This window comes from Staphylococcus simiae, assembly GCF_002902085.1.
Taxonomy (GTDB): domain Bacteria; phylum Bacillota; class Bacilli; order Staphylococcales; family Staphylococcaceae; genus Staphylococcus; species Staphylococcus simiae.
The window spans coordinates 16702-36333 of record NZ_PPQR01000023.1 but is presented as its reverse complement, the minus strand read 5'-3'; the positions used below and the strand labels follow the sequence as shown (position 1 = coordinate 36333).

19 protein-coding genes are annotated in these 19632 nt (G+C 31.7%); 10 read left to right on the top strand and 9 right to left on the bottom strand.

Translation table 11 applies throughout. The features are described 5' to 3' along the window. Positions 1–286: 286 nt before the first annotated feature. From CD113_RS04005 to CD113_RS03995, 3 genes are all read right to left on the bottom strand, one after another. Positions 287–1414, bottom strand: a complete 1128-nt coding sequence (locus CD113_RS04005; RefSeq protein WP_002465334.1) for an NADH-dependent flavin oxidoreductase — start codon at positions 1412–1414, stop codon at positions 287–289. Positions 1415–1658: 244 nt separating this feature from the next. Continuing rightward, a complete protein-coding gene (gene ygs / locus CD113_RS04000) occupies positions 1659–2036 on the bottom strand; it encodes a S1 domain-containing post-transcriptional regulator Ygs (RefSeq protein ID WP_002465335.1) in 378 nt (125 codons plus the stop codon). Between the two features lie 666 nt (positions 2037–2702). Beyond that, entirely contained in the window at positions 2703–3296 is a 594-nt protein-coding gene (locus CD113_RS03995; RefSeq protein ID WP_002463885.1) for a peptidylprolyl isomerase, read from the bottom strand. 63 nt (positions 3297–3359) lie between these two features. Here CD113_RS03995 and kapB point away from each other — a divergent pair, with 63 nt between their 5' ends. From kapB to CD113_RS03950, 9 genes are all read left to right on the top strand, one after another. Next, positions 3360–3743, top strand: coding sequence for a sporulation phosphorelay system protein KapB (gene kapB / locus CD113_RS03990; RefSeq protein WP_002463884.1), 384 nt, complete (start codon positions 3360–3362; stop codon positions 3741–3743). Between the two features lie 129 nt (positions 3744–3872). After that, a complete protein-coding gene (locus CD113_RS03985; RefSeq protein ID WP_002463883.1) occupies positions 3873–6275 on the top strand; it encodes a Na+/H+ antiporter subunit A in 2403 nt (800 codons plus the stop codon). After that, positions 6268–6696 carry a Na+/H+ antiporter Mnh1 subunit B gene (gene mnhB1 / locus CD113_RS03980; protein ID WP_002463882.1) on the top strand — a complete coding sequence of 143 codons (429 nt, stop codon included), beginning with the start codon at positions 6268–6270 and terminating at the stop codon, positions 6694–6696. The genes CD113_RS03985 and mnhB1 overlap by 8 nt, the downstream gene beginning before the upstream one ends. After that, positions 6696–7037 (top strand): Na+/H+ antiporter Mnh1 subunit C, encoded by a 342-nt coding sequence (mnhC1, locus tag CD113_RS03975; RefSeq protein ID WP_002463881.1) that lies wholly within the window; start codon positions 6696–6698, stop codon positions 7035–7037. Before mnhB1 ends, mnhC1 begins: the two co-directional genes overlap by 1 nt. Further along, positions 7030–8526, top strand: coding sequence for a Na+/H+ antiporter Mnh1 subunit D (gene mnhD1 / locus CD113_RS03970; RefSeq protein ID WP_002463880.1), 1497 nt, complete (start codon positions 7030–7032; stop codon positions 8524–8526). The genes mnhC1 and mnhD1 overlap by 8 nt, the downstream gene beginning before the upstream one ends. A gap of 1 nt (position 8527) precedes the next feature. Next, positions 8528–9007 carry a Na+/H+ antiporter Mnh1 subunit E gene (gene mnhE1, locus CD113_RS03965; RefSeq protein ID WP_002463879.1) on the top strand — a complete coding sequence of 160 codons (480 nt, stop codon included), beginning with the start codon at positions 8528–8530 and terminating at the stop codon, positions 9005–9007. Next, on the top strand, positions 9007–9300 hold the full coding sequence (gene mnhF1, locus CD113_RS03960; RefSeq protein WP_002463878.1) for a Na+/H+ antiporter Mnh1 subunit F: 294 nt from the start codon (positions 9007–9009) through the stop codon (positions 9298–9300). The genes mnhE1 and mnhF1 overlap by 1 nt, the downstream gene beginning before the upstream one ends. Further along, the gene (gene mnhG1 / locus CD113_RS03955) at positions 9278–9634 is read left to right on the top strand and encodes a Na+/H+ antiporter Mnh1 subunit G (RefSeq protein ID WP_002463877.1); all 357 of its coding nucleotides are present in this window, start codon (positions 9278–9280) and stop codon (positions 9632–9634) included. The genes mnhF1 and mnhG1 overlap by 23 nt, the downstream gene beginning before the upstream one ends. A gap of 874 nt (positions 9635–10508) precedes the next feature. Continuing rightward, complete coding sequence (locus tag CD113_RS03950) at positions 10509–11669, top strand: FAD/NAD(P)-binding protein (protein WP_095092607.1); 1161 nt, start codon at positions 10509–10511, stop codon at positions 11667–11669. Between the two features lie 75 nt (positions 11670–11744). Here CD113_RS03950 and CD113_RS03945 read toward each other — a convergent pair whose 3' ends face one another. From CD113_RS03945 to CD113_RS03920, 6 genes are all read right to left on the bottom strand, one after another. Continuing rightward, positions 11745–12122 (bottom strand): PaaI family thioesterase, encoded by a 378-nt coding sequence (locus CD113_RS03945; protein ID WP_002462532.1) that lies wholly within the window; start codon positions 12120–12122, stop codon positions 11745–11747. A gap of 21 nt (positions 12123–12143) precedes the next feature. Next, on the bottom strand, positions 12144–13460 hold the full coding sequence (locus CD113_RS03940) for a Na+/H+ antiporter family protein (RefSeq protein ID WP_002462531.1): 1317 nt from the start codon (positions 13458–13460) through the stop codon (positions 12144–12146). Between the two features lie 274 nt (positions 13461–13734). Further along, the gene (locus tag CD113_RS03935; RefSeq protein ID WP_040801390.1) at positions 13735–15219 is read right to left on the bottom strand and encodes a leucyl aminopeptidase family protein; all 1485 of its coding nucleotides are present in this window, start codon (positions 15217–15219) and stop codon (positions 13735–13737) included. A 752-nt stretch (positions 15220–15971) separates the two neighbouring features. After that, positions 15972–17180 (bottom strand): NAD(P)/FAD-dependent oxidoreductase, encoded by a 1209-nt coding sequence (locus CD113_RS03930; RefSeq protein ID WP_002463246.1) that lies wholly within the window; start codon positions 17178–17180, stop codon positions 15972–15974. A 399-nt stretch (positions 17181–17579) separates the two neighbouring features. Continuing rightward, complete coding sequence (locus CD113_RS03925) at positions 17580–17939, bottom strand: HesB/IscA family protein (RefSeq protein ID WP_002463244.1); 360 nt, start codon at positions 17937–17939, stop codon at positions 17580–17582. Positions 17940–17951: 12 nt separating this feature from the next. Continuing rightward, on the bottom strand, positions 17952–18188 hold the full coding sequence (locus CD113_RS03920; protein WP_002463242.1) for a YuzB family protein: 237 nt from the start codon (positions 18186–18188) through the stop codon (positions 17952–17954). 296 nt (positions 18189–18484) lie between these two features. Here CD113_RS03920 and CD113_RS03915 point away from each other — a divergent pair, with 296 nt between their 5' ends. Further along, positions 18485–19549, top strand: a complete 1065-nt coding sequence (locus tag CD113_RS03915; protein ID WP_002463240.1) for an NAD(P)/FAD-dependent oxidoreductase — start codon at positions 18485–18487, stop codon at positions 19547–19549. Positions 19550–19632 lie beyond the last annotated feature (83 nt).

Here is a 19632-nt window from a genome sequence, read left to right as displayed (position 1 = left end):
TCATTTATAACTATTATACATGAAATATTATTCAATTTATTATTAGTTTTCAAAGCAGATGCTATTCACTCAATAAAATATTTATTATTGGAAGATAGATAAATTTGTCTATTTTGAAAACCCTTACATTTATAATGACATACTCTTTGTCTCATTTACAAGTAAAATATTTGATAATTTTACACTAAAACAAATTGATTATTTCTTTATATTTTTTTCTTTTAAAAAACTAAAAAACCACTGAATTTTTATAGCTACAAAATTCAGTGGTATCAAGGGGTTTATGTTATTTGTCTTTGCGAGGTACAGGGTAAAAACCTTTATTAAATTGTTCCCACAATTTCGGTGTTAGCTGATGTAGGTCTTCTCTTTGTGGATCAAAGTAATTAACAATATCTTGTTCACGACCTTGTTTAATCTTGTCGATGAATTGTGGATCTAATAAAATTTCTCTGCCAAGTGCCACTAGGTCGACGCCTACATTTTCAATGGCATCTAAGGCATCATCTGCTGTAAACACTGACCCTATTCCAATAATTGGTTTACGACCATTAACAAAACGTTTGATTAAAGGTAAACGTTCTTGTCCTTCGTATTGACCTTCTCGTGTTTTAGCATGTGTATCCATCATAGATACATGAATATAATCAATTGCGGTTTGACAAAGCTTATTAACCAATTGTTCTGTAATATCCATTGTTATACCTGGAGATTCAGCTTCTTCCGGAGACAATCTATATCCTACAATAAAGTCCTCGTTGGCATATGTTTCTTTCGCTTTTACTACTTCATCAACTACTGCTAGTGCAAATTTATAGTTATCTGCCCATATATCATTACGACGATTATAATATGGAGACACAAATTGATGTATTAAGTAATGATTTGCACCATGGATTTCTACACCATCAAAACCTGCTTCAGCTACACGTCGAGTTGCTTCTCCAAAATCTTTAATTGTTTGTTCTATTTCTGTAGCTGTTATTTCTCTAGCATGATGCTCATGTTGTTGTCCAAAACTTTTTAATGAAATTGCACTTGGTGCAACGGCATCACCATCAGGTGTTAAATTCGTAAGTGCTTGAGCGCCACCATGATGTATTTGAACAAGTGCTTTAGCTCCATTTTTCTTCATTGCAGCTGCTAATCTTTTTAAACCTGGTATATCAGAATCATGTGCCACTGATGGTTGTCCTGGAAATGCTTGACCAATATCATTAACATTACTTGCAGCATTAATAGCAATCGCCACATCTTTAGAACGTTTTTCAATATAAGGTAACTCTTCTTCTGAAATCGTACCATCATCATTAGATGATATATGTGTTAATGGCGCTAAGACAAAACGATTTCTAAGTTGAACACCATTGGGAAGTGTTAACGGTTCGAATAAAGGTTCATATTTACTATTCATTGATCATACGCCTCCTAAAATTAATGTAATGACTATAACATCAAGCTTGTTATAACTCCAATCATCTGTTTGATATTATTTATAAACGCTAAGTTTCGTAAAAAATTTCTATATATTAAAGTCCAGGTCATCTTTTTGCAGTGGCTAACGTATAAGATTTTATACTTTTTATTCAAAACAAAAATAACAGTACTACCCAATTTTTTCGGATAGTACTGTTATCTTGTGGCACGTTTTTATCAATTCAGTCATTTTTAATTGCCTGTTTTGACTGCTTAATCCAGACCGGTAAACGTTCTTCAAGTGTTTGAAACCCATATTTTTCTGTTTCTTTTATTTCATCCAATACTGATTGTTTTTCTTTTTTACGTTCATAATTTTTAAAGTAATCATTATCTTTTAAAGATAAATTTAGTTTTCCTTCATCATCAATAGACAAAATTTTAGCTTTAACTATTTGACCTTCTGATAAAAATTTTTTCAAATTATGCACGTAATCATCCATAATCTCTGAAATATGGATTAATCCTTCAGTATGGTTAGGGGTTTCTACAAACGCACCATAAGGTTGAATACCAGTCACACGTACCTTGATATGTTGGCCAATTTTGTAGTTATTCAACTTAATAACCCCTTATTTCGATTTACTTAACATTATTATCATAGCATAAATAGAAATTCGGGACTATTTAAAACATTAAAATATTACAATTTTCTGTAAAATACTTACACAACTAAGATGATATTCATGGGTGCTATCCCGAATTGGACTGTTACATAATTATTTTATAAAGTCTCGCACCCCAGCCTGCACATTTAGAGCTAGTTAGATTTACAATCTTTACTAGCTCTTATGCAATTGTTGCGCCAGCAATCAATTGTAATCCTTTAAAACTAGTTAGGTTTACAATCTTTACTAGCTCTTGCCCAACTTGCACACTATTGTAAAAATTCTTTGCTAAGAATTTTTCTCTGCTGGGGCCCTTGCCCAACCTTGCCCGTCTGGCACATTAAAGTAAAAATTTTAGTTATAAAATTTTTCTATGACGGGTCCCTGCATTGTCCGTAGAATTTCTTCGTGAAATTCTCTATGTTGGGTCCCTACCTCGGGTATCTCGGCTTCAAAATAATTCGTATTTTAAATTATTCTTTTTTTGTTTATCCGTCTCAAAATTTAGAAAATCTTAATATTACTCTTTTAACTTTATACAACAAAAATAAAACAAGATGATCACGATAATTGTAATCACCTTGTCTTAATTATACTTATATTTTAAAAAGTAATAACTTATTCTTCTACATCAATTGATTCAATGACAACGTCATGTACAGGCTTATCTTGTGGCCCCACTTTAGTATTAGCAATATCTTCTAATGTTGATTCACCTTCAATTAATTGACCAAATACTGTATGTTTTTGATCTAACCATGGTGTTCCACCATTCTTGCCATATGCTTCAACAATTGGTTGTGGCCATCCGCCATCTGCTAATTGACTTAGCATATTTTGAGGTACTTCTTTCATTTGCACAATGAAAAATTGTGAACCATTCGTGTTTGGACCAGCATTTGCCATTGATAAAGCACCATATAAGTTAAACGCTTCTAAAGAAAATTCATCTTCAAATGAGCCACCGTAGATGCTTTCTCCACCCATACCTGTAGCAGTTGGATCTCCACCTTGCACCATGAAATCATTAATCACACGATGGAAAGTAATTCCATCATAGTAACCATTTTTAGCATGTGTCACAAAATTTTCTACTGTTTTTGGTGCGATTTTTGGAAACAATTTAAAAGTCATGTCACCTTTATTAGTATGCATTACTACTTTAACTTCATCTTGTTGAACTTCTTTATTTAACTGAGGATAGTTAGCCATTTATATTCTCCATTCATGTTATGATACATATATATTAACATATTTTTAAGGGAGGAAAATAGCATGAAGCTATATAGATTTTCACATAAAACGGGCGTGTACGGCGTAGCAATCGTTGAAGAAAATGATGATGAAGTACTTGTACAAGTTGAACAAGTGATTAAACACCCTAAACAAGGCGATCTTCACAGTCCAAATGATACGGAAGGTGTCTTTTTTCATGAACGTAAAGCATTGAGTCATTTTGAAAAGCGCTATGCAAAACGTTCACAATTGAGAGACTTTAATGTTGAAGAAATGAGTTACGAAGATTCACTACAACAAGCTATTACTAAATTGGAGAATGAACTTAAAGAGAGTGGAACTACTCATGCTGAGATGTCATTAGCAAGTTTGGCACGTTTAAAAGAAGATTATTCAATCCAATATAAAAAAAATTTCAATTAAAAATGACGTGTTTCTTCTTATTTAAAGATAACTAAAAATCAGTTTCTACAAGGAGTTGAGACGTTTTTCAGAACTATGCTATTCATGTATAATGAGTAGCATAAATATTTTTTAAAGGAGGACAACTTAATGAGTTGGTTACATATTGCGGTCATCTTGCCGTTAATATTCGCACTCATTATTCCTATCCTGTATAGATTTTTTAAACGTATACATTTAGGATGGTTTGTATTGCCTGTACCTATCGTCATATTTATCTATTTACTGTCTTTTATTCAAACGACGATGTCAGGTCATACTATAATGAAAAACTTAAATTGGATGCCTCATTTTGGTATGAATTTTAATTTATATCTTGATGGTTTAAGTTTACTGTTTAGTTTGCTTATTACAGGAATCGGAAGTTTAGTTGTATTATATTCGATTGGTTATTTAAGTAAATCTGAACAACTTGGTAATTTTTATTGTTATTTATTACTATTTATGGGTGCTATGTTAGGAGTAGTTCTATCAGATAATGTCATTATTCTATATTTATTCTGGGAATTAACTTCTTTTTCAAGCTTTTTATTAATTTCATTTTGGAGAGAACGCCAAGCATCTATATATGGTGCACAAAAATCCTTAATTATTACAGTTCTAGGTGGATTATCTTTATTAGGTGGCTTAATTTTACTATCGCTATCTACGCATTCATTTAGCATTCAATATATGATTCAACATATTAGTGACATTCACAACAGTCCATACTTTATCTTTGCCATGATTTTAATCATGATTGGTGCATTTACTAAATCAGCTCAATTTCCATTTTATATTTGGTTACCAGATGCAATGGAAGCACCTACACCAGTAAGTGCTTATCTACACTCAGCAACAATGGTTAAAGCTGGACTATATTTAATTGCTCGAATGACACCAATATTTGCCCTATCTGCTGGATGGATTTGGACTGTTACTGTTGTTGGATTGGTTACTTTGTTTTGGGCATCATTAAACGCTACAAAGCAACAAGATTTGAAAGGAATCCTTGCATTTTCCACTGTATCTCAATTAGGAATGATTATGTCAATGCTTGGCATTGGTGCAGTAAGTTATCATTTTCAAGGCGCCAATAGTCAACTATACGCAGCAGCTTTTACAGCAGCAATATTTCATTTAATAAACCATGCAACATTTAAAGGTGCATTATTCATGGTGACTGGTGCAGTAGACCATGCAACTGGTACACGTGATATCAAAAAATTAGGCGGTTTATTAACAATTATGCCTATTTCTTTTACTATTACTATTATTACAGCTTTAAGTATGGCTGGTATACCGCCTTTCAATGGTTTCCTATCTAAAGAGTCATTCTTAGACGCTATGATCAATGTTACACACGCTAATATCTTTAGCTTAAATGGGTTAGGTATACTATTCCCTATTGTAGCTATTATTGGTAGTATCTTTACCTTTGTCTATTCTATTAAATTTATTATGTCTATTTTCTTCGGTCATTATCAACCGGAAAAGCTACCAAAACAAGCACATGAAGTTTCAATATTAATGTTAATTTCACCAGCTATTTTAGCAATATTAGTTATTATCTTTGGTTTATTCCCTGGAATATTAACCAACTCTATTATTCAACCAGCAACACTTGCAATTAATCAGTCAACAATTGATAATATTGAGTTTCATTTATTCCATGGTATTACACCAGCGTTCATTTCAACATTAGCTATTTATATTACTGGTATCTTACTCATATTAACGTTTAGTTATTGGATACGCTTATTACAACAGCAACCAACTCAATTAACGTTAAATTATTGGTATAACCGTAGTGGTGATTATATGCCTAGTATTTCTAAAAATATGACTGATAGCTATGTCACTAATTATTCACGTAATAATTTAGTCATTATTTTTGGTGTATTAATACTATTAACCGTCACAACATTATTAAGCGTGCCATTTCACGTAAGCTTTAAAGATGTAAGTCCAATAAGACTCTTTGAACTAGGTATAGTCGTTTTATTACTAAGTGCAGCATTCCTAATTGTCTTTGCTAAATCAAGATTATTTAGCATTATTATGTTAAGCGCTGTGGGCTATGCTGTTTCAGTACTCTTTATATTCTTTAAAGCACCTGACTTAGCTTTAACACAATTTGTAGTTGAATCCATTTCGACTGCCTTATTCTTATTATGTTTCTATCATTTACCTAATTTAAATAGATACAATGAAAAACGTAGTTTCAAAATTACTAATGCACTTATATCTGCTGGTGTAGGTTTGGTCGTTATCGTCATTGGTTTAATTGCTTACGGTAATAGACATTACGCTTCAATAGCTAAATATTATCAAGATCATGTATATGATTTAGCACACGGTAAAAATATGGTTAACGTCATTTTAGTAGATTTCCGTGGTATGGATACTTTATTTGAATCTTCCGTACTTGGTATTGCAGGATTAGCAGTTTATACAATGATCAAACTGAGAAAAAAGCCCAAACAACAAAGTGAGGTGAAAAATCATGAATAGACAACAAAATGATATTATTTTGCAATTTGCTGCAATTATTATCTTCTTCATGGTTATGATTTTTGGTTTTTCACTTTTCTTAGCTGGACATTATACACCTGGCGGAGGCTTTGTTGGCGGTTTATTATTTGCCAGCGCGTTGGTTATTATCACAATTGCATTCAATATAGAAACAATGCGTAAAGTATTTCCGTTAGATTTTAAATTACTTATCGGTATTGGTTTAACATTTTGTGTCGGTACACCAATTGCTAGTTGGTTTATGGGCAAAAATTTCTTTACACATGTCACTTTTGATATTCCAATACCTTTATTACAACCTATGCATATGACGACAGCAGTATTCTTTGACTTTGGCGTCTTATGTGCAGTGGTAGGTACTGTCATGACAATTATTATTTCGATTGGAGAGAACGACTAGTGGAAATTATTATGATATTTGTTAGTGGTATACTCACAGCAATTAGTGTCTACCTCGTTTTGTCTAAAAGTTTGATACGAATTGTTATGGGTACTACCCTTTTAACACATGCAGCCAATTTATTTTTAATTACAATGGGTGGACTAAAACATGGTACGGTTCCTATTTACGAAAAAGGAATTTCAAGCTATGTTGATCCTATACCTCAAGCTTTAATCTTAACTGCCATTGTTATCGCATTTGCAACAACTGCCTTTTTCTTAGTATTAGCTTTCAGAACATATAAAGAATTAGGGACAGATAACGTTGAAAATATGAAAGGAGCGCCACAAGATGATTGAAAGTAATATGCTCGTTTTACCATTAGTCATACCACTTATCACAGCAATATTACTCGTCTTTATTGGTAAACGTCCTATAATAAAACGTTATGTTGCTTTAAGCGGTACCTTACTAACATTAATTATAGCTATAGTAAATTTGAGCCATGTTTTACAACAAGGCCCTATAAAAGTTGAATTAGGATCATGGAAAGCACCATATAGTATTGTTTTTGTAGTAGATATTTTTAGTGCTTTACTCATTGTAACTAGTATTATCATTACAACTTTTATTATTTTATATTCATACCGTTCAATCGGTATTGAACGTGAAACGTATTATTATTATTTTTCAATGATGTTCATGTTAATTGGTATTATTGGTGCATTTACTACTGGTGATATCTTTAACATGTTTGTATTCTTTGAAGTATTTTTAATGTCTTCTTATTTCTTATTAGTCATTGGATCGACTAAAATCCAACTTCAAGAGACGATTAAGTATATCTTAGTTAATGTAGTATCCTCATCCTTCTTTGTAATGGGTGTAGCTATACTATACTCCGTTGTTGGAACGTTAAATTTAGCTGATATTAGTAATAAATTGACAAATCTATCGTCTCACGACAGTGGATTAGTAAATATCGTCTTTATTATGTTTATTTTCGTTTTTGCTACTAAAGCTGGTGTCTTTCCAATGTTTGTCTGGCTACCGAGCGCTTATTATGCACCACCTATACCAATCATTGCCTTTTTCGGAGCTTTATTAACTAAAGTGGGTGTATACGCTATAGCAAGAACGTTAAGTTTATTCTTTAGTGATTCAGTTAATTTTTCACATTATGTCATATTATTTTTAGCTTTAATGACAATTATATTTGGTTGTGTTGGAGCTATAGCTTACTATGATATTAAAAAAATCATTCTCTATAATATTATGATAGCTGTCGGTGTCATACTTGTGGGTATTGCAATGATGACACAATCTGGTATGATTGGTGCAATTTACTATACCTTACATGATATGTTAGTGAAATTATCGTTGTTTTTATTAATTGGAGTTATGATTAAAATTACTGGTACAGCTGATTTAAGACAATTTGGTGGTTTGATCAAACGCTATCCTGTCCTTGGATGGTCTTTCTTTATCGCAGCATTAAGTTTGGCTGGTATTCCACCACTAAGCGGTTTCTATGGTAAGTTTTATATCGTACAAGCTACTTTTGAAAAAGGATTTTATTTAAGTGGAATTATTATCTTACTTTCTAGTTTAGTTGTCTTATATTCAGTTATCCGTATTTTCCTTCAAGGATTTTATGGTCAAGCTAAAGGTTATGATGTAAATAATAAAGTTAATGTCACTTATATAACGTCTATCGCTTGTATCTCTGTTGTTGTTATAGTGCTGTTTGGCTTATGTGCAGATTATTTATATCCAATCATAAAAGAAGGTGCACAAAGTTTCTATAATCCAACAACATATATTAAAAGTGTCTTAGGAGGTAAATAATATGGCAATTCAAATAGTACTAAACTTAATCATTGCTATCTTTTGGTTGTTTGTAACAAATAGTTACAATTTGAACAACTTTGTACTAGGCTTTATTTTCGGCTTAATTTTAGTTTATCTCCTACATAGAGTATTACCAGGTAGATTTTATATTATTACTTTATATCGCATTATTAAATTGATTGTAGTATTTCTTATCGAATTAATTAAAGCTAATTTAGATGTCTTAAAAATTATTATTAAACCAACCATTAATAATCAACCTGGATTCTTTGTCTATCCAACCGATCTGACAACGGATTGGCAAATTGTCCTATTGTCTAACTTAATAACGTTAACACCAGGTACAGTTGTATTAGGCGTTAGTGATGATAGAAGTAAAATTTATATACATGCAATAGACTTTTCGACGACCGAAGAAGAAATTGCTAGTATTAAATCATCATTAGAGAAGATTGTTAGAGAGGTGGGCGACGAATAATGGATCATACAATAATTATAGTCATTGCTTTAATCATTGTAGTAATATCAATGTTACTTATGTTAATTAGGGTTGTCTTAGGTCCATCACTTGCGGATCGAGTCGTTGCATTAGATGCTATTGGTCTACAATTAATGGCTGTTATTGCTCTATTTAGCATTCTTCTTGATATAAGTTATATGATTGTTGTTATTATGTTAATAGGTATCTTAGCATTTCTTGGTACTGCAGTATTTTCTAAATTTATGGATAAAGGTAAGGTGATTGAACATGATCAACAACATCATGATTAGTATCTCACTTATCTTTGTTATCATTGGTGCATTGATTAGTGTTGTAGCAGCTATTGGTTTAATACGCTTAGAAGATATTTATTCAAGAGCGCATGCAGCCGGTAAAGCAGCAACACTTGGTGCGATGTCGTTACTTTTCGGAGCTTTTTTATACTTTATTGCTACTAAAGGTACTGTAAATATGCAAATTATTATTGCGATTATCTTTGTTTTAATTACCGGCCCACTTTCTAGTCATATGATTATGAAAGCAGCATACAATACTAAAACTCCATATACTAAAAAGACAAAAGTAGATGAAATAGAAAAAGATTTACAAGATACTAAATTATAAATTTTGTCATTATCAAACTGTCAGTGAGGTTAATTACCCTTCATTGACAGTTTTTTTAGGTTCTCTCCCAATTAGAGCTAGTTAGATTTTTAATCTTTACTAGCTCTTGCCCAACCTGCATTGTCCGTAGAATTTCTTGACGAAATTCTCTATGTTGGGTCCCTATGCAATTGTTAGAGTTTCTGCTATCTTGATAGCTAGAAAATCTTATGCAGTTTATTATGAAGTAATAAACTGTAAACCTTTGTTATAGCAATCAATTGTAATCCTTTAAAACTAGTTAGATTTACAATCTTTACTAGCTCTTGCCCAACTTTGCCCGTCTGGCACATTAAAGTAAAAATTTTAGTTATAAAATTTTTCTATGACGGGTCCCTGCATTGCTCGTTGAAACTGTTTCACAGTTTCTCTGTGTTGGGTCCCTTGCCCAACTTGCACATTAAAGAAAAAATTCTAATCATAGAATTTTTTTATGTTGGGTCCCTACCTCAGGAGTCTTGCCTTCAAAATAATTTATATTTTAAATTAGTCACTTTTTCTTTATCAATCCTAAAAAAATAGAGAAACTCTTTGTGAAACTTTGTAATATACAGCTGCTACAATTTATTAAAGAATTTGAAAAAATATTTTATGGTTGAATAATCACATCATATTTATTATTACAATGATTAGTGTTCAATGTTGAAAAGTTATTATAACCATACAAGCCTAGTTAAAAATTAATTGTAAAAAACTTTCTCTATAGTAAAAATACACACCTTCTTTTCTGGTATTTTACAAAATTATTTGCGAAATTAGTCGCTGTATATTATGATATTTTTATAAATCGTAATTGTTACGTTTTAAAAGATAGTATTTAGAAAGAAGGTCTATTATGCATTGGACAATTATTGGCGGTGGCGTGCAAGGCACTACTATTGCTTTAAAATTATTATCACTTGGTTTATCTATACATAAATTATCTATCATTGATCCACATGACAGTTTTTGCCAAAGATTTGTTGACTATGCCCATCGTATAGAGATGCCTTATCTTAGGTCGCCTATCGTACATCACGTACATCCACAACCATTTCATCTAAAACAATTCGCGAAAACAAATCAATATACGAACGCTTTTTATGGACCTTATCAAAGACCTGAATTAAATATGTTTATCAATCATGTTAAGCAATCAGTTAGCAATGTTGATTTAATACAATGTCATATCAAGGATTCTGTAGTAGGTATTGCACAGTATAAAGATCAATGGCATCTTACATTAAAGAACCATCAACAAATAATAACTGATTGTGTAATACTTGCGATTGGTAGTACGAATACACTCCATATTCCTGATGTCCTACTAAACAAAACGAACGTTAATCATATTTTTGATTGTCATATAAACGATGACATTTATCCTAATGTTGATCATATTGTAGGAAGCGGTATTACAGCTGCACATTTATCTTTAAAGTTGTTAAAACAAAACTACGACAAAACGATTCATTTGTGGCTCAATAAAGATTTCGAAATTCATGATTTTGATGGTGATCCAGCCTGGTTAGGCCCTAAAAATATGGCTCCCTTTTTAAAAATTAAAAGTATGCAACAAAGATACCAAATTTTAATGCAAGAAAAACATCCAGGATCAATGCCTCATGAACTATATTTAAGACTTAAAAAACATATTAAAAATGGAAGTATTGTCATTCATCGTACACCTATCAAAAGTATTGATTCCATAAATCATCAGATTATAACAGATGATGAAAAAGTTAATTATCATCATATACTCGTTGCCACTGGCTTTGAACGTAATTTTATGAATCAACCATTAGTCAAGCAATTAGTAAACAACTGTCACGCTCCCTTAAATGACTGCCATTATCCATCTCTCAATCATGAATTAGAATGGTTGCCTAATTTATTTGTAGCAGGATGTTTTGCAGATTTAGAATTAGGTCCTTTTGCTAGAAATATTATGGGTGGAAGAAAAGCAGCTGAGCGCCTTGAACAAGCATTTAATAAACGACATCAACATAGTGCTTAAAATATATGTAATATCGTAAAATATAAAAGAGCTCATCCATTTATGGACAAGCTCTTTTCAATTAATATGATATATTTAATTTTTTAATGCTTTTATAGCTATAGTTCCTCTCATGATACTGACTAATTGTCCACGGTCATTGGTAATTTCAATATTCCAAACATGTGTACTCTTACCTTGATGAACAATTTTAGCAGTAGCAGTAACACGACCATCTTGAGCAGAATGAATATGATTAGCATTCATCTCTAAACCTAATGGGATAAATTGTGTGGTATCAATTAAATTCGCAGAACCTATTGAACACGCTGTCTCTCCTAAAGCAATCGTTGCTCCCCCATGTAAATAGCCAAAAGGTTGTTTCACTTTATCAGTTACAGGCATTGACATCACAACATAGCCCTCTTCTTGATGATCCACTGTCATGTCAAACGTTTCTAATAAATTTGTCATATATTAATCACCTCTTCTAATTTATAATACCATCGCAGCTATAATACCAAAAATCATTAACGGTATATTATAGAATAGAAAGTTAGGTATACACGTATCTCTAATGTGGTCATGTTGACCATCGACATTTAAACCAGCAGTTGGACCTAATGTTGAATCACTTGCAGGAGAACCAGAATCACCTAATGCACTTGCAGTACCAATCAATGCAATTAATGCCATAGTATCTAAGCCTATAGACACACCATATGGAATAAAGAGCGAGGCAATAATAGGAATTGTAGCAAATGATGAACCAATACCTAATGTGACAATTAAACCTATAAGATACATGACAATTATACTAATTAATTTATTATCACCAGTGACATGTGTTAACACTTTAACTAATTCACCTATATCTCCAGTAGCATTCATGACACCTGCAAAGCCATTTGCAGTTAAAATAACTACACCAATATAAGCCATAATTTTTATACCTTCAACAAATTTAGCATCCAATTCATACCATTTGTAAGCTCGAGATAAGAAAAATACTAACACCCCTGCTAATGCGCCGAAGATCATTGATTTAGTAAATGTTTGAACAAGGAAGGTTGCCAATATAGCAACTACAGTAACTATGAGTATATATGGTTTTAATTGTGGAATCGTTTCTTCCCCTGATATATTTCTATCTTCGTATTCTCTTGGCTTACGATAAACGAACATACCAAAAAGTAAACCTACGATATAACCCATTGATGGAATTAACATTGCTTTCCAAATCATATTAAATTCAATCGGATGGTGTGCTTTTTCAAAACCACTTTGAATAATTTGTTGGAAAATTTGTCCGAAGCCATATGGTAATAACACATATGGGAAGCAAAGTCCAAATCCAATAACTAATCCTATTAATCGTCTATCAATTTTTAAATCATTAAATAAACTTAATAATGGTGGAATTACAATAGGAATAAATGCAATGTGCACAGGTATCAAGTTTTGACTCATAATACTCATAGCTAATAAGGCAATTAATATCACTATTTTTACTTTAATACGAGACCAACGACTATTTTCAGAATGAATGGCCTCAATAATCTTACCTACCAAATAATCTGTAATACCACTATAGGAAATTAGTGCGGCAAAACCACCTAATAAGGCATAACTTAACGCTACCTCTGCACCATCAACAATGTTCTTACCAAAAACATTAATCACTTTTTCAACGCTCATGCCAGAAATCATGCCCCCAACAAGCGCGCTTATAAACAAGCTAATAACTACATTTAATCGGCATAAGCACAATATAATCATTAACAATACTGCTATTACCACTGCATTTATCATCATTTACCATCCTTTATCACTCTATCGAACTAAAGTATTTATAAAATTCATCTTAGCAGTAGCTTATTCCCCTGTCAATACTAAATAGTCAATTATTAGAAATTTAAAAAAATACAAATTATAAAGTAAATGTCCTCATTAGTTATAACAGATCATTAAAGCCTATATTTTGAGGAGTTTGGACAAATTGCCATCTGTATTTACTATGTCGTAATTAGTAATATTGTCTAAATTACAAAACAACGATAAATCATACATTTAGCATCTATGTTAGCTATTTTAATGTTAACAACCATTGAATCAATGTGGTAACTAAGAAGCCACTAGCACCTTGAGGTCCATTATATGTATCAACATTATCAATTGCAGGACCAGTTATATCAAAATGAATGTATGGGGTGTTACCAGCAAAATGACAAATAAAACTAGCATCAAATAGTGTTTTTCCTTGTTGATATTGATTCGTATCATTAATTAAATCTGCAATGTTACTCTGTAAAATTAATTGTCGCTCAATTTTGGTTAATGGCAATTCATAAATCATTTCATCATGTAATTCAGCAACTTCTCGAATATGTCGGAGTATATCCTCACACCGTTGTTGGAAAACAGCTGCCTTATTACTACCTAATGTTGAAATAATTTCTTGAGATAAAATAGCGATATCGATAATTAATTGAGGTTGAAATTGATTAGCATATTGAACAGCATCTGCTAATAATAAAGTGCCAATATCATCATTATTAACAATTTCTATTGACTCACCACTAATCCCTGTATATATGTCATTAAGTTTTATCATATTTTGTCGATTATCTGCACAAGCAATGATAGCAACAATATTAATAGGCAATTTTAATTTATTGACCGCTTCAACGATTGCTACTATAGTAGCTGCTTCATTCATATTTGTACTAATCAGTTGTTTTGAATGGTTATTGCTATTAAATGCGTTGTTAACTTGATAGGTTAAACCTTTACCTACCAATGCTATAACAGGTTGTGACTTATTGGCACCATTATAAGTTAACGTTATTAAACTTGGGTGATTACTACTGCCTTGTCCAACTGCTTGAATTAAGCCAAACCCTTCAGCCACAATATCATTTCCAGATTTAACATCAACAGTAACTGCAGAATTTTCAAAACGTTGTTGAATATCATGGGCAACATACTGTGGCGTTAAAATATTAGATGGAATTTGACTAATATCACGTACTAAATTAATTGCTTGCCCTATGATTTGCCCATTGTGAATTATAGTAGTATCAATAGCTTCGTTACTTTGTAAGTAGATATCTAAATTAAATGGCGCTCTTTTATTTGAAGCATAATCATCAAATTGATAAATTGATCGCACACTTTGTAAGGCACAACTAAATAACATATCATTATTTTTACTATATTTAGTAATCAGACTATCTAACATTAAGTAACTATTAACAATATGCTCGTCTTTCATATATTGAAATAAGGTACCCCAAATGTTAAGCATATCCGCATATTGTAATTTTTTTAAATTACCCAGGCCTATTGTTACTAATCGTTTGTAATGACCATCGATCATTAGGGCTGTCGAATATATTTTACCTAAAGTACTTCCTATGATATGTTGATGTTTAAAAATTTCTAATGTTGCTGTCAAATCTTCATTTTCAAATATAATTGACCCTGTTTGATTAAAATGATCTGGCACACCAATAATAATAGTGTCTATTTTATTAGCCTGTGTATTTGTTGCATTTATTTTAAAATTTATTGCCATATGAACTCCTTTTAATCTTTAACTAATGTTTATGTTAAATATATTATCTCATTCTACTATAAATAAAATCCATCAATTAAAGTCCTCTTGAGTTATTATTAAAAATTATATAATTAATGGAATGTATAGGTGCTGTCTCAACTTGGACTAATACATAATTATTTACTTTTTACTTAGTAGTCCCTAAAATATAGGAACCTATTTATATTAAAATACCCTTATTACTACTTATAATTTCAAAAATAAACGGTTCTCTAACAAATTGGACTGATACATAATTATTTTTTTAAGCCTCGCACCCCAGCTTGCACACTAAAGTAAAAATTCTTTTGACAGAATTTTTCTTTGCTGGGGCCCCAATGCCCAACTTGTACATTATGGAAAAAATTCTAATTATAGAATTTTTCTGTGTTGGGTCCCTTCCTAGGGTGCTGTCTCAGCCTCCCCAACTGGCATAGTTTGTAGAAACTGATTCATCAGTTTCTTTGTGTTGGGGCCCGGGTCTTCGACTAGCACTGTTGCCCAACTTGCATTTCTTGTAGAAACTGTTTCACAGTTTCTCTGTGTTGGGTCCCTACCTCAGGAGTCTCGAATAATTTTTTATTTTAAATTATTCATTTTTTATTTATCAGTCATAAAAAATAGAGAACCAACTAAACATCCCCATAAAAAAGAGGCCAAGACAAATGTCTCAACCTCTCAAAACGTAACTTCATATTAAATCATTTAAATGGTTATTACTAAACCTAGAATTTACCTTTTTTGAATGCTAAGCCGATACCACCAATTTTGAATATAGCACGTGTATCGATAACTTTTTTCATAAATGCAGCTTTTTTACCAGTAATTGGTTTACCATAAACTAAACCTACACCATCATGAGAACCTAAAGAACATACAGTACCACGGTCAACATATTCGAAATCTTCTGTTGGTTCACCATTTAAAATATGTTTAATATTTTTAGCAACTTGTTCACCTTGTTGCATAGCAATTTGTGCAGTTGTTGGTAATGGACGTTCTTCACCAGCTGGGATAAACGCAGAAACATCACCAATTACAAAGATGTCATCGTAACCTTTAATTGTTAAATCTTGCTCAGTAACAATACGGCCACGTTTAACACCGTCAAATGATTGTTCCATTAAATGACTTCCACGTACACCTGCTGCCCATACTGAAGTTCCAGCATGTAATTGTTGTTTTTCACCATTAACTTCTACTACGAATCCTTGTTCGTTACAAGCTACGATTGGTGTAGCAATTTTAAATTCTACGCCACGATCTTCTAAGTAGCTAACAGCGTGGTTAACTAATTCTTCAGAGAACATTGGTAACATTTTTGGCGCAGCTTCAACACAAGTAATTTTAACTTTGTTTTGGTCTACACCATATTTGCTACATAGTTCTGGAATTCTATCTGTTAATTCACCTAAGAATTCAACACCAGTAAAACCAGCTCCACCTACTAAGATAGATAAGTCATTATCATCTTTTTCTTTTGAAGATGCATAGTTAGCAAATTTATCTTCGATGTGACGTGATAATTCACGAGCAGTCATAACATTTTCGATTTGATAAGCATAATCTTTCATACCTTCAATTCCAAATGTTTCACTTACGAAACCTAATGCTACAACTAAAATGTCGAAATCATAGATTCCTTGATCAGTTTCTACTTTTTTAGCATTACGATCAATTTTAGTAACTTCTGCTTTAACGAAGTTAACTTTGTCTTTATTCAAGACACTTTCCACAGGGTATAATAAATCTTCATAATTAATTGTACCTGCAGAAGCTTCATGTAACCATGTAGATTCATAGTGATAATCATTTTTGTTAATTAATGTAATTTCAGCTTCTTCTGCAGAAATTGATTTTTGCATTTTTGTAACTGCTTGTAAACCTGCATAACCAGCACCAAGTACAAGTACTTTTTTACGATCTTGAGCCATTATATTCACCTTAGCTTTCATATTTTTTTACCAAATGGTGATAATTGTGATTATCATATGGTTATTATTTGTAATACCACAATGACAACGAATTTATCATCATTTCATAATTTAAGTCTTTTAATTTATGTTTAAATTCCCGTGGTGTTCACAAAAAAGACAACTTTCAATCCATTTCTAATTCTATAGCTTTTTAATGAGATTTTCAAGTTACTTCAAGCTACTTTGTGAAAAATTTAATTTATTTTATTAGTCTAAAAGTACAATTGTACTTTTTTATACAAATTAATTTGATAATTTAAATTTTAGAGCAAATAAAAAAGTTGGGATTCTATAAAAATAGTACCCCAATCTAAATACATCAGTTATTCAATTTATATTCGCAATAACTTTATTTTATTAACAATTTTCTGGGTTCCCTGCTACTTTAGCTGTTCTAAATGAACTTCCACATCCACATGAAGCAATAGCATTAGGATTATCTATTTGGAATCCGCCACCCATTAAGGATTGTTTGAAATCTACCGTGGTACCGTTAAGTACTGGCGCATCATATTTATCTACTAATACTTTTAAGCCATAAAATTCCAATATTTCGTCATTATCACCTGGTTCAGCTTCAGCGCTCATACCATATGTTAAGCCTGTACACCCACCACCATTAACTTTAATTTTTAGATAACCGTCTGGCATGTCATTCGCTTTAAGCATGTCTTTAACTTCATAGGCTGCTGCTTCTGTTAATACTACTGTTGGCATATTATTTCCTCCTTAAAAAATCCATGTTTCTTTTATATGTGAATAAATATTTTGTAATAATTCTTCAGGTGAATCTCCTTCAACAATATCACCATTTACTAATGCGTACAACCCGGCTGAACAGATACCACAATTTGTTAGGCAACCATATTCCAGCACATCAACGTCGGGATCATTTTCTAGCTGATCATAAACGTAGTCGCCACCTTTAGCCATGTTTGAAATACAAAATTCTACAATCGGATTCATACTTCACCTTCTTATGTCATTTGTTTCAATATTATAGCATTTTAATACTACATATTTAATGTGACATGCTCAAATTTTTTAATATCGCCTGTTCACAATTAAGAAAATGATTTTACGATATTTATTTGTAGTCAATTTGAAAAAAATATATAATAAGCATATATTTAGAATTCAACAATATTAAGGGGTTTATTATAATTAGATAATTGTTATAACTTTATTTATTTCTTAGAACTTAACAATTATTTTATAATAACAAATAAGTAAACGAATAATACATAAAGGGGTATTTCATTATGAAGAACATCGTATTATTAGGTGGGGGCTATGGAAATATGCGCATTATGTCACGTATTTTCCCAAATTCATTACCAAAGGACTATCATGTGACATTAATTGATCGTATGCCATTTCATGGTTTAAAACCAGAATTTTATGCTTTAGCAGCTGGGACTAAATCAGATAAAGATGTTAGAATGCATTTTCCTGAACATCCTCAAATTAATACTGTATATGGAGAAATAAGCGATATTAATTTGGATGAACAAATTGTCACAGTTGGACATTCTAAAATAGACTATGATGAATTAATTATCGGTTTAGGGTGTGAAGATAAATATCATAATGTACCTGGCGCGGAACAATATACACATAGTATTCAAACACTTTCTAAATCAAGAGAAACATTTCATAGCATTAGTGAGTTGCATCAAGGTGCTAAAGTGGGTATTGTAGGTGCCGGTTTAAGTGGAATTGAACTTGCTAGTGAATTACGTGAAAGTCGCCCTGACTTAGAAATATATTTATATGATAGAGGTCCACGAATTTTAAGAACTTTTCCTGAAAAATTAAGTAAGTATATCGCTAAATGGTTTGAAAAACACCATGTCACTGTCATACCAAATTCAAATATTAATAAAGTTGAACCTGGTAAAATATACAATTGTGGTGAGCCAACTGATATAGATTTAGTTGTTTGGACTGCTGGTATTCAACCAGTTGAAATTGTTAGGAATTTACCAATTGATATTAATAGTAATGGTCGTGTTATTATTAATCAATATCATCAAATCCCTACTTACACTAATGTATATGTCGTTGGTGATTGTGCTGATTTACCTCATGCACCAAGCGCTCAATTAGCTGAGGTGCAAGGTGACCAAATAGCTGATATATTGAAGAAACAATGGAAAAATGAACCTTTGCCCGAGAAAATGCCTGAATTAAAGGTTCAAGGTGTTGTTGGTTCTTTAGGAGACAAACAAGGTTTTGCATATATTATGGATCACACAGTGACCGGTCGTTTAGCTTCTATATTGAAATCCGGTGTCTTATGGATGTATAAATACCATAATGGTTAATTTAATAACATAAAGATCATGGACTATAGTACACAATAAAAATGTGTTACTATAGTCCATGATTTTTATTATGGTTCTCTATT

Coding starts and splice junctions, on each gene's coding strand:
- CD113_RS04005 (WP_002465334.1), bottom strand. CDS start 1,414: ATGAATAGTAAATATGAACCTTTATTCGAACCGTTAACACTTCCCAAT.
- CD113_RS03995 (WP_002463885.1), bottom strand. CDS start 3,296: ATGGCTAACTATCCTCAGTTAAATAAAGAAGTTCAACAAGATGAAGTT.
- kapB (WP_002463884.1), top strand. CDS start 3,360: ATGAAGCTATATAGATTTTCACATAAAACGGGCGTGTACGGCGTAGCA.
- CD113_RS03985 (WP_002463883.1), top strand. CDS start 3,873: ATGAGTTGGTTACATATTGCGGTCATCTTGCCGTTAATATTCGCACTC.
- mnhB1 (WP_002463882.1), top strand. CDS start 6,268: ATGAATAGACAACAAAATGATATTATTTTGCAATTTGCTGCAATTATT.
- mnhD1 (WP_002463880.1), top strand. CDS start 7,030: ATGATTGAAAGTAATATGCTCGTTTTACCATTAGTCATACCACTTATC.
- mnhE1 (WP_002463879.1), top strand. CDS start 8,528: ATGGCAATTCAAATAGTACTAAACTTAATCATTGCTATCTTTTGGTTG.
- mnhF1 (WP_002463878.1), top strand. CDS start 9,007: ATGGATCATACAATAATTATAGTCATTGCTTTAATCATTGTAGTAATA.
- mnhG1 (WP_002463877.1), top strand. CDS start 9,278: ATGATCAACAACATCATGATTAGTATCTCACTTATCTTTGTTATCATT.
- CD113_RS03950 (WP_095092607.1), top strand. CDS start 10,509: ATGCATTGGACAATTATTGGCGGTGGCGTGCAAGGCACTACTATTGCT.
- CD113_RS03945 (WP_002462532.1), bottom strand. CDS start 12,122: ATGACAAATTTATTAGAAACGTTTGACATGACAGTGGATCATCAAGAA.
- CD113_RS03940 (WP_002462531.1), bottom strand. CDS start 13,460: ATGATAAATGCAGTGGTAATAGCAGTATTGTTAATGATTATATTGTGC.
- CD113_RS03930 (WP_002463246.1), bottom strand. CDS start 17,180: ATGGCTCAAGATCGTAAAAAAGTACTTGTACTTGGTGCTGGTTATGCA.
- CD113_RS03925 (WP_002463244.1), bottom strand. CDS start 17,939: ATGCCAACAGTAGTATTAACAGAAGCAGCAGCCTATGAAGTTAAAGAC.
- CD113_RS03920 (WP_002463242.1), bottom strand. CDS start 18,188: ATGAATCCGATTGTAGAATTTTGTATTTCAAACATGGCTAAAGGTGGC.
- CD113_RS03915 (WP_002463240.1), top strand. CDS start 18,485: ATGAAGAACATCGTATTATTAGGTGGGGGCTATGGAAATATGCGCATT.